Origin of the sequence: Oerskovia sp. USHLN155 (assembly GCF_037145535.1) — a bacterium.
Lineage (GTDB): Bacteria > Actinomycetota > Actinomycetes > Actinomycetales > Cellulomonadaceae > Oerskovia > Oerskovia rustica.
The window spans coordinates 238,247-251,772 of the sequence record NZ_JBBCXG010000008.1 but is presented as its reverse complement, the minus strand read 5'-3'; the positions used below and the strand labels follow the sequence as shown (position 1 = coordinate 251,772).

At 72.6% G+C, this 13,526-nt stretch carries 11 protein-coding genes and 1 tRNA gene; 4 read left to right on the top strand and 8 right to left on the bottom strand.

Features of this window, described 5'->3' with window-relative positions:
* Positions 1–145 precede the first annotated feature (145 nt).
* From WFH32_RS13535 to WFH32_RS13525, 3 genes are all read right to left on the bottom strand, one after another.
* Positions 146–1,129 carry a ribose-phosphate diphosphokinase gene (locus WFH32_RS13535; protein WP_138823089.1) on the bottom strand — a complete coding sequence of 328 codons (984 nt, stop codon included), beginning with the start codon at positions 1,127–1,129 and terminating at the stop codon, positions 146–148.
* The gene (glmU, locus tag WFH32_RS13530; protein WP_336707891.1) at positions 1,126–2,796 is read right to left on the bottom strand and encodes a bifunctional UDP-N-acetylglucosamine diphosphorylase/glucosamine-1-phosphate N-acetyltransferase GlmU; all 1,671 of its coding nucleotides are present in this window, start codon (positions 2,794–2,796) and stop codon (positions 1,126–1,128) included. The genes WFH32_RS13535 and glmU overlap by 4 nt, the downstream gene beginning before the upstream one ends.
* A gap of 42 nt (positions 2,797–2,838) precedes the next feature.
* Positions 2,839–2,910 (bottom strand) — tRNA-Gln (locus WFH32_RS13525).
* Between the two features lie 255 nt (positions 2,911–3,165).
* Between WFH32_RS13525 and WFH32_RS13520 the strand changes: the two genes are divergently transcribed.
* From WFH32_RS13520 to WFH32_RS13505, 4 genes are all read left to right on the top strand, one after another.
* A complete protein-coding gene (locus WFH32_RS13520) occupies positions 3,166–3,777 on the top strand; it encodes a TetR/AcrR family transcriptional regulator (RefSeq protein ID WP_191795061.1) in 612 nt (203 codons plus the stop codon).
* 86 nt (positions 3,778–3,863) lie between these two features.
* The gene (locus tag WFH32_RS13515; protein ID WP_336707851.1) at positions 3,864–4,847 is read left to right on the top strand and encodes an ABC transporter ATP-binding protein; all 984 of its coding nucleotides are present in this window, start codon (positions 3,864–3,866) and stop codon (positions 4,845–4,847) included.
* Positions 4,844–6,088 (top strand): ABC transporter permease, encoded by a 1,245-nt coding sequence (locus WFH32_RS13510; RefSeq protein WP_336707850.1) that lies wholly within the window; start codon positions 4,844–4,846, stop codon positions 6,086–6,088. Before WFH32_RS13515 ends, WFH32_RS13510 begins: the two co-directional genes overlap by 4 nt.
* A gap of 71 nt (positions 6,089–6,159) precedes the next feature.
* Positions 6,160–6,660 (top strand): MarR family winged helix-turn-helix transcriptional regulator, encoded by a 501-nt coding sequence (locus WFH32_RS13505; protein WP_030153375.1) that lies wholly within the window; start codon positions 6,160–6,162, stop codon positions 6,658–6,660.
* Between the two features lie 12 nt (positions 6,661–6,672).
* Here WFH32_RS13505 and WFH32_RS13500 read toward each other — a convergent pair whose 3' ends face one another.
* The 5 genes from WFH32_RS13500 to WFH32_RS13480 all read right to left on the bottom strand — a co-directional run bounded on the left by WFH32_RS13500 (position 6,673) and on the right by WFH32_RS13480 (position 13,488).
* Positions 6,673–8,556, bottom strand: coding sequence for an ABC-F family ATP-binding cassette domain-containing protein (locus tag WFH32_RS13500; protein ID WP_336707849.1), 1,884 nt, complete (start codon positions 8,554–8,556; stop codon positions 6,673–6,675).
* Positions 8,557–8,645: 89 nt separating this feature from the next.
* Positions 8,646–9,584, bottom strand: coding sequence for a 4-(cytidine 5'-diphospho)-2-C-methyl-D-erythritol kinase (locus WFH32_RS13495; protein WP_191795057.1), 939 nt, complete (start codon positions 9,582–9,584; stop codon positions 8,646–8,648).
* Positions 9,581–10,501, bottom strand: coding sequence for a 16S rRNA (adenine(1518)-N(6)/adenine(1519)-N(6))-dimethyltransferase RsmA (rsmA, locus tag WFH32_RS13490; RefSeq protein WP_336707848.1), 921 nt, complete (start codon positions 10,499–10,501; stop codon positions 9,581–9,583). The genes WFH32_RS13495 and rsmA overlap by 4 nt, the downstream gene beginning before the upstream one ends.
* Before the next feature lie 69 nt (positions 10,502–10,570).
* A complete protein-coding gene (locus tag WFH32_RS13485) occupies positions 10,571–11,707 on the bottom strand; it encodes a ubiquitin-like domain-containing protein (protein ID WP_225227713.1) in 1,137 nt (378 codons plus the stop codon).
* 626 nt (positions 11,708–12,333) lie between these two features.
* Positions 12,334–13,488 carry a transglycosylase family protein gene (locus tag WFH32_RS13480; protein WP_318243975.1) on the bottom strand — a complete coding sequence of 385 codons (1,155 nt, stop codon included), beginning with the start codon at positions 13,486–13,488 and terminating at the stop codon, positions 12,334–12,336.
* Positions 13,489–13,526 lie beyond the last annotated feature (38 nt).

The window sequence follows — 13,526 nt, the reverse complement described above, 5'->3', positions numbered from 1 at the left end:
CATGCTGCCAGCCCGACGGCGCCGCCGCCCGGGTGGGACGCGCCCCGGCCGGCGCGCCTCCTCGTGCGACGGCCCGGCGACGACGGCGGCCCGCCCCTTCCGACCAGGTCGGTGGGGCGGGCCGTCGTACCGCGCGGGACGAGCCTCAGCTGTTGCCGTCGAACAGCGACGTGACCGATCCGTCGTCGAAGACCTCGCGGATCGCGCGCGCCAGGAGCGGCGCGATCGACAGGACCGTGAGCTGCGGGAAGTGCTTCTCCGCGGAGATCGGCAGGGTGTCGGTCACGACGACCTCGCTCGCACCGCACTCGGACAGGCGCTGCGCCGCCGGGTCGGACAGGACGCCGTGCGTCGCCGCGACGATGACGGACTTGGCGCCTGCCGCGAGGCAGACCTTGACGGCTTCCGCGATGGTGCCGCCCGTGTCGATCAGGTCGTCGACGAGGACGCAGTCGCGGCCTTCGACGTCACCCACGACGCGGTTCGCGACGGCCTGGTTGGGGCGCGTGATGTCGCGCGTCTTGTGGACGAACGCGAGCGGTCCGCCACCGAGCTTCGCGGCCCACTGCTCGGCGACGCGGATACGGCCCGCGTCGGGCGAGACGACCGTGACGTTCGACGTGTCGACGCGCGAGCGGACGTAGTCCGTGAGGATCGGCATGGCCCACAGGTGGTCCACGGGGCCGTCGAAGAAGCCCTGGGTCTGCGCGGCGTGCAGGTCGACGCTCATGAGACGGTCGGCGCCGGCCGTGCGGAACAGGTCCGCGATGAGACGGGCCGAGATCGGCTCGCGACCGCGGTGCTTCTTGTCCTGACGGCCGTAGCCGTAGAACGGCTGGACGACCGTGATGGTCTTGGCCGAGGCACGCTTGGCCGCGTCGACCATGAGCAGCTGCTCCATGATCCACTGGTTGATCGGCGCCGTGTGGCTCTGCAGGAGGAAGATGTCCGCGCCGCGGACGCTCTCCCCGAAACGGACGTAGATCTCGCCGTTGGCGAAGTCGTACGCGGTCGTCGGGAGCAGGTCGATGCCCAGCTCCCGCGCGACGTCCTTGGCGAGCTCGGGGTGCGCGCGCCCGGACGCGAGGACGAGGGACTTGTCCCCGTTGCCGGCGATCGTGCTGCTCATCGTGGGGAAGGCCCTTCGTTCGTGCTGCTGGTCGTGGTGCTGGATCCGTCGGGGACGGTGGGGACACCCGGGCTCGCAGGCACCGGGGTCGGTCGGGGGGCCGGGGTCGCCGCGGTGGCCTCGGCGAGCTGCGCCTGGGCCTGGGCTCCCAGCGGAGGGGGCGTGTCGTCGTCGTTCTCGTGGGCCCGCGCGGCGGCGTCGGCGGCGGCCGTGCCCGGGCGGCGGCGGGCGACCCAGCCGTCGACGTTGCGCTGCGGGGCGCCGCTCACGCCGAGCGCACCGGCCGGCACGTCGCGGCGGATCACGGAGCCTGCGGCCGTGTACGCGCCGTCGCCCACCGTGACGGGGGCGACGAACATGTTGTCCGCACCGGTCCGGGCGTGCGAGCCGATGACGGTGCGGTGCTTGGAGACGCCGTCGTAGTTGACCGTGACGCTCGCGGCACCGATGTTGGTGTGCTCGCCGATCGTCGCGTCGCCCACGTAGGACAGGTGCGGCACCTTGGAGCCGGTGCCGATCGTCGCGTTCTTGGTCTCGACGAACGTGCCGATCTTGCCCTTGGCCCCGAGGTCCGTGCCGGGGCGCAGGTAGGCGAACGGCCCGACGCTCGCTCCGTCGCCGACGACCGACTGGCTGCCGTGCGTGCGGGTCACGGTGGCGCCCACGCCGACCTCCATGTCGGTGAGCGTCGTGTCCGGGCCGATGGTCGAGCCCGCCCCGATCGTCGTCGCACCGTGGAGCTGGGTGCCGGGGAGCAGCGTCACGTCGTGCCCGAGGTCCACGTCGACGTCGACCCAGGTCGTCGCCGGGTCGATCACCGTGACCCCCTCGAGCATCCAGCGGGTGAGGATGCGGCGGTTGAGCTCGGCGCGCAGCGTCGCGAGCTGGGCACGGTCGTTCGCCCCCTCGACGAGGAGCGGGTCGGCGACCCGGAGCGCACCGACGCGCCCCCCGCCCTCGCGGGCGATCTGGAGCACGTCGGTCAGGTAGACCTCGCCCTGCGCGTTCTCCTGGGTGACCTGCTGGAGGGCGCCGCGCAGGACACCTGCGTCGAAGACGTAGACCGAGGAGTTGATCTCCCGGATCGCACGCTGCTCGTCCGTCGCGTCCTTGTGCTCGACGATGCTCAGGACTCCCCCGGCGTCGTCGCGGACGATCCGGCCGTAGCCGGTCGCGTCGTCGACCTCGGTCGTCAGGACCGTCACGGCGTTGCCGCCCGAGCGGTGCGCGTCGAGCAGATCGGCCAGCGTCGCCGCGTCCAGCAGCGGGATGTCCCCCGCGAGGACGACGACCGACCCGTCGAGACCGTCGACGGCGCCCCGCCCCTCGTGCCCGATCGGCACCCCGTGGGCGGCGGCCTCGGCCTGCGCCCGCACGTCGAGCGCCTCGAGCGCGCACTGCACGGCACGACCGGTGCCCGGTACGTCGTCCTGGTCGACCACGAGGGCCGACGGGACGACCTCGAGGGCTGCGGCCGCCACGAGGTCGCGCTCGTGCCGGACCACGACGGCGATCCGCAGCGGAGACAGGTCACGGGCCGCGACCATCGCGTGGCCGAGCAGGCTGCGTCCGGCGAGGGGATGGAGGACCTTCGGCGTCGCGGACTTCATCCGTGTCCCCGCACCAGCGGCGAGGACGATGACTGCGGCTGGCGGTGAGTCGGGCACAGCGTCGGTCACTGGGGCTTCCCATCTGGTTGGTGGCACGAGCTCCGCCCCCAGGACTCGAACCTGGACTAAAGGCACCAAAAACCCTTGTGCTGCCGATTACACCAAGGCGGAACGGACTGGACACGGCGCGCCGTCCGGGGGTGAACCCGCGGTCGCGCGCACCATCGCTCGTCCGGAGAACAGTCTGCCAGGTCTCGCGCCGTGCTCGGGGCCCGAACGGTGTCCAGACGTGGAGAAAACGTGTGAGGAGGCAGTCACTCGGGGCTCGTCCCGCGAGGCGAACCATCTCATCCCGGCCCCCCGGACGGCCGGGCACGGCATGATGGTGCCGTGCCCGCAGACTCCAGACGTCCTCCCAGATCCCGCATGACCGCGAGCCAGCGCCGTGAACAGCTCCTCACGGTGAGCCGTGTCCTGTTCGCGGAGAAGGGGTTCGAAGGGACGAGCGTCGAGGAGATCGCGGCACGCGCCGAGGTGTCCAAGCCCGTGGTGTACGAGCACTTCGGCGGCAAGGAAGGCATCTACGCGGTCATCGTGGACCGCGAGATCCAGGGCCTGACCAGCGCGCTCACCGGAGCCCTCTCGATGGGCGGCCACCCCAAGGTGCTGCTCGAGCGCACGGCCCTCGCGCTGCTGACGTACATCGAGACCTCCGAGGACGGGTTCCGGATCCTCGTGCGCGACTCCCCCGTCGCCCAGGCGACGGGGACGTTCTCCAGCCTCATCGGGGACGTCGCGACCCAGGTCGAGCACCTGCTCGCGGAACAGTTCAAACGCCGCGGCCTGGACCCTCGGGTCTCGCCCATCTACGCCCAGATGCTCGTCGGCATGGTCGCGCTGACGGGTCAGTACTGGCTCGACGTCCGCAGCCCCAAGAAGGCCGACGTCGCGGCGCACCTGGTCAACCTGGCGTGGAACGGCCTGTCCGGCATGGAGAAGAAGCCGTCACTCACGACCAAGGACCGCGCCGCCGACTGACCGCCGGCCGGCCGCCGACCCACGGGGCCTCGAACCCGTGACATTCCGCCCGTGACGGCGGCCGCGTCGCATGGTTTCGTTGACCCATGGCGACTCTCGAGATCGACAGGCTGAACAAGACGTACGGGACGGTGCGCGCGCTGCGCGACATGTCCTTCACGGTCGGCGCCGGCGAGATCTTCGGCTTCGTCGGCTCGAACGGTGCCGGCAAGACGACCACCATGCGCATCGCGCTCGGGGTGCTCGCGCCCGACTCGGGCGAGGTCCGGTGGGACGGCCGACCGCTCGACCTGGCCATGCGCCGTCGGATCGGCTACATGCCCGAGGAGCGTGGGCTCTACCCCAGGATGAAGGTCGGCGACCAGCTCGAGTACCTGGCCCGGCTGCACGGGCTGAGCACGAGCGCGGCGCGCGCCGCGACGGAGCACTGGACCCAGGTCCTCGGGATCGACTCGCGTCGTGGCGACGAGGTCCAGAAGCTCTCGCTCGGCAACCAGCAGCGCGTCCAGCTCGCGGCCGCGCTCGTGCACGACCCGGACATCCTGGTGCTCGACGAGCCGTTCTCCGGGCTGGACCCGGTCGCGGTCGACGTCATGAGCGGCGTGCTGCGCGACCGCGCCGCCGCGGGCGTCCCCGTCGTCTTCTCGTCGCACCAGCTCGACCTGGTCGAGCGGCTGTGCGACCGCGTGGGGATCGTCAAGGCGGGCGAGATGGTCGAGGTCGGCGGGATCGAGGAGCTGCGCGCGACGCAGCGCCCCCAGTGGGTCGTCGACGCCCCGCAGGCGCCGCCCGGGTGGGCGGCCGAGCTCCCGGGCGTCCACGTCGTGCGGTACGACGGCGCCAGGACCTTCCTCGAGGTCGACTCGCCCCAGGACGGGGCCGAGCAGGTGATCCTGCGCGCGGCCCTGGCCACGGGCCCGGTGCGGGAGTTCACACCGCAGCGCCCCTCCCTGACCGAGCTCTTCCGCCACGTCGTGAGCAGCGACGACGCGGCCGCCCCCGCGGCGGGCGCCGACGCGTCGGGCGACGACCACACGCCCCCTACGACCCGTCAGGAGGTCTCGGCATGAGCGCCGACCGCCGGCCCCCGGCCCCGCCGACCAGGACGCAGCACGACTCCCCCGTCAGCACGTGGGGCGCGGTGTCCCTCGTGGCGGGACGGGAGATCTCGACCCGCATCCGCTCCAAGGCGTTCGTCTGGACCACGGTCGCCCTGCTCGTCGGTGTGGTGCTGGGCGGGTTCCTACTGAGCCTGGTCGGCGACCAGGGCCCCGCTGCCCAGAAGGTCGGCGTCACGTCGGAGGCCGAGGCCCTCGGCCCCCAGCTCACCGCTGCGGGCGCGGCGGTCGGGACCGAGATCGAGGTCACCGAGGTCTCGGAGTCCGAGGGTCGGACCCAGGTCGCCGACGGGGACCTCGACGCACTGGTCACCGGCAGCCCCGAGTCGTTCACGGTCGTCGTGCGGGAGGAGCTGGGTACGACCCTGGCGCCCGTCTTCACGGGGCTCGCCCAGCAGGCGGCCCTGTCCGGGGCCGTCACCGACCTCGGCGGCGACCCGTCCGCCGTCGCGCAGGAGATCGCGACCGCCGCGCCCACGGTCGAGACGCTCGAACCTGCCGAGGAGCGCGACCCCGCGCAGATCGTCACGGGCATGGTCGGCGGGATCCTCATCTTCATCGCGCTCATGACCTGCGGGCAGCTCGTGGCGCAGGGCGTCGTGGAGGAGAAGACGAGCCGCGTGGTCGAGCTGCTGCTCGCGACGATCCGGCCCTGGCAGCTCATGGCGGGCAAGGTCCTGGGCATCGGCGTGATCGGCCTCATGCAGCTCGTGGTGGTCGTGGGGGGCGGCGTCGGGACGGCGTTCGCCCTGGGGCTCGTCGACGCGAGCAGCGTGAACCTCGGGGCGACCGCGGCCTGGGTGCTCGTGTGGTTCGTGATCGGCTTCGTCATGTACTCGCTGGCCCTGGCCGCGCTCGCGGCGCTCGTCTCGCGGCAGGAGGACGTGGGCTCGGTCATCACACCGGTCCTGACGCTCATGATGATCCCGTACATCATCGGGATCTCGATCGGCCCGTGGGACCCCGAGAACCCGCTCGTCGTGTGGCTGTCCTACATCCCGTTCTGCTCGCCCCTGCTCATGCCGATCCGGATCGCACTGGGCACTGTCGAGACGTGGGAGATCCTGCTCGCGGTCGGGCTCTCGCTCGCGCTCGTGCCCGTCCTGGTGTGGCTCGCGGGCAAGATCTACTCGAACGCGGTGCTGCGCACGGGCGGCCGGATCAAGCTCAAGGACGCCCTGCGTGCGAGCTGACCGGTCCCGTCCGGGGCGGGTCGACCCGTCAAGACTCTTGATGTCGAGGAATGTCGAGTAATCTCGCGTTCATGCAGCACCCGCACCCGGACGAGGTCGACCGCATCGTCGACGCCTGGCAGCGCGAGCGTCCGGACCTGGACGTCGAGCCGCTCACCGTGTTCTCCCGCGTCAGCAGGCTGGCCCGCCACCTGGACCTCGCGCGCCGCAGCGCGTTCGCGCGCGGGCACCTCGAGACCTGGGAGTTCGACGTGCTGTCCGCGCTGCGCCGGGCGGGCGAGCCGTACCGCCTGTCCCCCGGGGCGCTCATCACGCAGACGCTCGTCACGAGCGGCACCATGACCAACCGGATCGACCGCCTCGAGGCGCGCGGGCTCGTGCAGCGTCACCGCTCGCCCGACGACCGCCGCGGTGTGCTCGTCGAGCTCACGCCCGAGGGCCTCGAGCGCGTCGACGCCGCCATGAGCGACCTCCTGGCCGTCGAGCGCGAGGTCCTCGCGGCCCTCGCGCCCGCCGAGCGGCTGCAGCTCGCGAACCTGCTGCGCACCGTCGTGGGGCAGTTCGAGGCCTGACCAGCACGGCGTTCAGTCGAGCAGCTCGGCCGCTTCCATCCACTCGGCCTCGAGCGTGTCCTTCTCGTCGGCGAGCTCGCGGAGCTGCTTGTCGAGGTCGAGGATCGCGGCATGGTCGGTCGCCTGGGCCGCCATCTTGTCGTGCAGGCGCGCCTCCAGCTCCGCGATCTTGGACAGGCGTCGTTCGATGCGCCCGATCTCCTTCTTCGCGGCCCGCACGTCCGCGCCGGACGGGGCCGCCTGAGCGCCTGCGTTCCCGGTGCCGTCGGGGCTCCCCGTGCCCGACGACGTCGCACCGGCCCCGGCGCTCGTCGCACCGGTGCGTGACCCGGCGGAGGCCGCCGCGATCGCGGCCTTGCGCAGCGCGAGGTACTCCTCGACGCCGCCCGGCAGGTCACGGATCGTGCCGTCGCCCAGCAGTGCGACCTCACGGTCGCAGACACGCTCGAGCAGGTAGCGGTCGTGCGAGACGACGACGAGCGTCCCGGGCCAGCCGTCGAGGAGGTCCTCGATGGCCGCGAGCGTGTCGGTGTCGAGGTCGTTGGTGGGCTCGTCGAGCAGCAGCACGTTGGGCTCTCCGACGAGCAGACGCAGAAGCTGCAGGCGCCGGCGCTCACCACCCGACAGGTCGCGGACCAGCGTCTGGGAGCGCTCGCGCGTGAAGCCGAGGCGCTCGACGAGCTGGGCCGCCGTGAGCTCCTTGCCGTCGACCGCTACCGTGCGCTTCTCCTGCTCGATGACCTCGACGACCCGCAGGCCGCCGATCTCGTCGAGCTCGTCGACGTCCTGGGTCAGCTCGGCGACGTGGATCGTCTTGCCGCGCTTGACCGTGCCCGCTGTGGGGGCGAGCCGCCCGGCCAGGAGCCGCAGGAGCGTCGTCTTGCCCGCGCCGTTGACCCCGACCACGCCGTAGCGGTCCCCCGGGCCGAGGCGCCAGGTGACGTCGTCGAACAGGACCTTCTCCGCCGCCTCGGTATCACCGTCACGTGCCGACATCCGGACCGTCACGCCCTCGAGGTCCAGCACGTCCTTGCCGAGGCGGCGCGTGGCCATGCGCGTGAGCTCGAGCGAGTCACGGGGGTTCGGCTCGTCGGCGATGAGCGCGGCCGCGGCGTCGAGCCGGAACTTGGGCTTCGACGTGCGGGCCGGGGCGCCGCGACGGAGCCAGGCGAGCTCCTTGCGGAGCAGGTTGTTGCGCTTCTCGGCCGTGACGGCCGCTGTGCGGGCGCGCTCGGCGCGGGCCAGGACGTACGCCGCGTACCCGCCCTCGTACCCCTCGACCGAGCCCGATCCGTCGCCCGTGACCTCCCACATGCGCGTGCAGACCGCATCGAGGAACCAGCGGTCGTGCGTCACGACCACGAGCGCGCCGCGGGCACCGGGACGCGCGTACCGCGCCTGGAGGTGCTCGGCGAGCCACGCGACCCCCTCGACGTCGAGGTGGTTGGTGGGCTCGTCGAGGAACAGCACGTCGTGCTCCGCGACCAGCAGCGCCGCGAGCGCGACGCGGCGTCGTTGACCACCCGACAGCGTCGACGCCGGGGCGTCCAGGTCCAGGTCCTCGAGCAGGCCCGCGTGCACCGCACGGATGCCCGCGTCGCCCGCCCACGTGTGCTCGGCCGACTCCCCGTGGACCAGGTCTCGGATCGTGGTGCCCTCGGGCGACTCGTCGCGCTGGTCGAGCATCCCGATCCGCAGCCCACCCACCCGGGTGACGCGTCCGGCGTCGGGCACCGCGGTCCCCGCGAGGAGACGCAGCAGCGTGGACTTGCCGGCGCCGTTGGGGCCGACGACGCCCACGCGGTCGCCGTCGTCGAGGCCCAGGCTCACGCCGTCGAGCAGGATGCGGGTGCCGACGACGAGGCGGATGTCGTCGGCGCCGAGGAGGTGTGCCATGAGTTCCTTCGGGAGGGGGGAGGTGCCCTAGCGAGGATACGCGTCGGCACGCGGGCGCCAGGACGTGGCGGACCCGGGGAGTGCGTGCGTCAGGAGGGCAGGACGCGGGCGCCCGCCGCCGGGCCCGTGGCGCAGTGCACCGAGTCCGCGACGCCCGCCGCCGTCCAGGAGGCCGCGATCGCGAGCGCGTGCTGCCGGCTGCGGGCGAGGGCGGCGATCGTCGGGCCCGAGCCCGAGACGATCACCCCGAGAGCCCCGACCTCGTGCGCGACCTCCAAGGTCCGGGCCAGCTCGGGCGCCAGGGCGAGCGTCGCGGCCTGCAGGTCGTTGTGCAGCGCCCGACCGAGCCCCACGGGATCCCCGGCACGCAGCGCCTGCATGAGCTCGGTGTCGTCCGACAGCTCGACGTCGGGGGTCCCGCCCACGACCTCGTCGAACGTCTGGAACACCTTGGCCGTCGACAGCCCCTCGTCGCGCACCGCGAAGGCCCAGTGGAACTCGCCACGGGACATCGCCGGGGTCAGGAGATGACCCCGTCCGGTGCCCACCGCAGTGTGCCCGACCAGGCCGAACGGCACGTCCGAGCCGAGCCCCGCCGCGAGGTCAGCCATCTCGCCCCGCGAGAGCCCGGTCTCCCACAGCAGGTCGCACGCGACGAGCGTGGCCGCCGCGTCGGCGGACCCACCGGCCATGCCGCCCGCGACGGGCACGCCCTTGCGGATGTGCAGCCGGACGTCGGGATCCACCCCGGTGTAGCGGGCGAGCGACTCCGCGGCACGCCACGCGAGGTTGGACCCGTCGACCGGGACACGCTCGGCCTGCGCCCCGGAGACCGTCAGCGAGATGCCCTCGCCGGGCGTCACCAGGGTCGCCTCGACCTCCTCGACCAGCGAGACCGCCTGGAAGATCGTGACCAGCGGGTGGTAGCCGTCCTCCTGGCACGCCCCGACCCGCAGCGACAGGTTGACCTTCCCGGGCGCCCGCACCCGCACGGCGACGGGAGGCGCAGCGGACAGGTGGGAGCTCACGCGTCCACTGTGCCAGGTCGGTCCGGGTGCTCGCCTGCGGAAGCCGCCGCCTCGGCCCGCACGAGCGGGAGCTGCTCCGCGATGCGCGCGAACTCCTCGACCGTCAGCCGCTCACCACGCGCCGTCGGGTCGACACCCGCGCGCTCGAGCGCCTCGACCGCCGCGGCCGACGACCCCGCGATCCCGGCCAGGGCCGAGCGGAGCATCTTGCGGCGCTGGGCGAAGGCCGCGTCGACGACCGCGAAGACCTCCTCGCGGGTCGCCGTCGTGCTGGGAGGCTCGCGCCGGTCGAGCGCGACGAGCGCCGAGTCCACGTTCGGCACGGGCCAGAACACGCTGCGCCCTACCGTGCCGGCCCGCGAGGCCGAGGCGTACCAGGCCGCCTTGACCGACGGCACCCCGTAGGTCCGGCTGCCGGGCGGCGCCGCGAGCCGGTCCGCGACCTCGGCCTGCACCATGACGAGGACCCGCTGCAACGAGTCGAAGCGCTCGAGGAACGTCAGGAGGACGGGCACCGCGACGTTGTACGGGAGGTTGGCGACCAGCGCAGTGGGTGCCTCGCCCGGGAGCTCGGTGACCTCGAGCGCGTCGGCGGCGACGACCGTGAGGCGGTCGGCCGCGTCCGGCTGGTGCACCGCGACGGTCGCCGCGAGCTGCTGCGCCAGCGGCGGGTCGATCTCGACGGCGACCACGCTCGCACCGACCTCGAGCAGCCCCAGGGTCAGCGACCCGAGCCCCGGGCCGACCTCGACCACGCGGTCCCCGGCCCCGATCCCGGCGGTCCGCACGATCTTGCGGACGGTCCCGCCGTCGTGCACGAAGTTCTGGCCGAGCGTCTTGGTGGGCCGCACACCCAGACGCCCTGCCAGGTCGCGGATCTGTGCCGGACCGAGCAGGGCGCTGGGGGTGTCGTTCATGCAGGGAAGCCTACCGGTTGGCCCGGTACGAACCCCTCCGCCGGGAGGGGGCACGGCGTCCGCGCGGGATCAGTACCAGTTCTTCGCCTGGGAGTGGCCCCACGCCGCGCACGGAGTGCCGTAGCTGCCCGCGATGTAGTTCAGGCCCCAGGTGATCTGGGTCGCCGGGTTGGTCCGCCAGTCGGCACCCGCCGAGGCCATCTTCGAGGCCGGCAGGGACTGCGGGATCCCGAACGCGCCCGACGACCGGTTGGTCGCCGAGGAGTTCCAGTTGCTCTCCTTGGTCCAGAGCTTGTCGAGGCACTGGAACTGGTCGCCGCCCCAGCCGCGGGCCGCGACGAGCTGGCGCCCGATCTCGCGCGCCGACCCGGCAGCTGCCGGGCCGCTCGGGCGCTCCTTGGTGCCCTGCACGACGATCTTGGCGACCGGCTCGGCCGTGACGCCGTCCGAGACGACCTCACGGGACTCCTCGACGCCGTCGACCACGGTGACGCGCTCGACGAGGGTGTGCGCGCCCTCGACACCCTCCTGGGCGACGGTCGACGCCTCGTCCTTGTAGACGTTCGCGTCCTCCTGGACCGTCGTCTCGAACGGGAGGGGGGTCACGGTGGGGACGTCCGTCACGGTGACCCGGTGGACGACGACCGAGACCGCGGGGTCGGCCGTCTCGTCGCGGGCGACCGAGACGCGGTCCTGCTCGCCGAGCACGACGCCCTGCTGCTCGAGCAGCGCGTCGATGCCGATGGAGCCGTCCGGCGCGACGACCGTCTGGCCGTCGACGACCACGTTGACGGGTCCGTTCGCGTCGAGCTTCACGCCGAGCTCGGGGCGGCCGTCTGCGGTGGAGCGGGAGGCGACCAGGCGCACGTCGGCGCCACGACCCGCGAGCGTGTCGAGCGCCTCGTCGGCGTCCAGAGCCGTGACCCACACGTCGCTCTGCTGACCATCGGTCTGCACGGTCACCTGACGCCCATAACGCACGACGACGTCAGCACCGTTCTTGAGCGCGGAATCACCCGCAGGAGCGATCAGGTCCTTGTCGGTGACCCGCACACCCTCCTCGGCCAGGAGACCCTCGACCGAACCGGCAAACGTGCTCACCGTGGTGATCTCACCATCGACGTCGAGCTCGACGGTCTTCTTCGCGGAACCGTACGCGACCGCACCGGTCGCCACGAGCGCGACAGCAGTCGCACCGGCGATCAAGGGCCAACGGCGACGCCGCACAGCAGGGGAAGTGGCGGAGGCCTCAGCCTCGACACCATCAGAAGTCGAAGGGGTGGTTGCGGAGTGACGCGCCGTGCGCTGCGCGTCCACGGTCGTGCGGAAGGGGTTCTTCACTCGAGTCCAGTCGTCGTGCTGTCCGGGCACGGGGGGCCGAGGGCGTGTCGTGGCACTGTCCCCTTCCGCGCCGTGCGCGGGGCGACGAGGTCGCTCCGGGGTCTCGACCAGCCGATCCGGCGGTCCGGGCGCCGCTTCCAGGGCTTCTTCCCGGTCGGCACCACTCGCGGCCATCACACTCTGGTGAACTCTGCACGCGAGACACTCGACCGTAACCGATCCGTTATGGATCACCAAGTCGATCTCGCAGCGTGCGGGACACGTCACAGGACGAAACGGGCCCTCGCCGGCAGACCTCGCACACTGCCCACGGGTACGGGTGGGCGGGGGTGGGGTGAGCGCCGGCACCCGGCGGGCGCAGGCGGCACACCGGTGGCCCGCAGCCCTTGTCGCACCGCAGACGCGGGAGAGGGTGCGACCCGCAGCTCTCGCTGTGGATCGCACCCTCTCCGTCCGACGGCCCCAGCGGGACCGTCAGGCCGTACTGCTGCTCAGCGCAGGCCCAGCTTCTTGGTGCACGCGGGCCACTGGCCCCAGCCCGACCGCGCCTGGAGCATCTGGGCGCGCATCGTCTGCTCCTCGGCGGACGCGTCCGACGGGAGGCCGGAGCCGCCCATGGCCCTCCAGGTGCTGGCGGAGAACTGGTACAGGCCGTAGTAGCCGTTGCCGGTGTTCGTCGCAGGGTTGCCGCCCGACTCGCACTTCGCGAGAGCGGCCCAGACGTCACCGCCGACGGTGCTCGGCGCCGCGGGAGCGGCCGCCGACCCACTCGCCTTGGGGGCCGCCGCGGCGGCCTGGGGTGCGGCCTTGGGCGCCGGAGCCGCCTTCGGGCGCTCCTTGGTGCCCTGCACGACGATCTTGGCGACCGGCTCGGCCGTGACGCCGTCCGAGACCAGCACGCGGGACTCCTCGACGCCGTCGACCGTCGTGACGGTCTCGACCTTGGTCGAGGCGCCCTCGACGCCCTCCTGCTTGACGACCGGGTCCTGGTCCGCGAAGCGGTTCGCGTCCTGCTCGGTGACCGTCTCGAAGGGGATCGGCGTGACGGTGGGGACGTCGCTCACGGCGACGCGCTGCACCACGAGGGAGATCGCGGGGTCCGCAGCCTCGTCGCGGGCGACCGAGACGCGGTCCTGCTCGCCGAGCACGACGCCCTGCTGGTCGAGGATCGAGTTGACGCCGATCGACCCGTCGGGGGCCGTCTTGGTCTGGCCGTCGGCCACGACGCTCACGGGCCCGTTCGCGTCGAGACGCAGCGGCAGGGCCGCACGCCCGTCGGCACCGGCGCGGGAGGCGACCAGGCGCACGTCGGCGCCACGACCCGCGAGCGTGTCGAGCGCCTCGTCGGCGTCCAGAGCCGTGACCCACACGTCGCTCTGCTGACCATCGGTCTGCACGGTCACCTGACGCCCATAACGCACGACGACGTCAGCACCGTTCTTGAGCGCGGAATCACCCGCAGGAGCGATCAGGTCCTTGTCGGTGACCCGCACACCCTCCTCGGCCAGGAGACCCTCGACCGAACCGGCAAACGTGCTCACCGTGGTGATCTCACCATCGACGTCGAGCTCGACGGTCTTCTTCGCGGAACCGTACGCGACCGCACCGGTCGCCACGAGCGCGACAGCAGTCGCACCGGCGATCAAGGGCCAACGGCGACGCCGCACAGCAGGGGAAGTGGCGG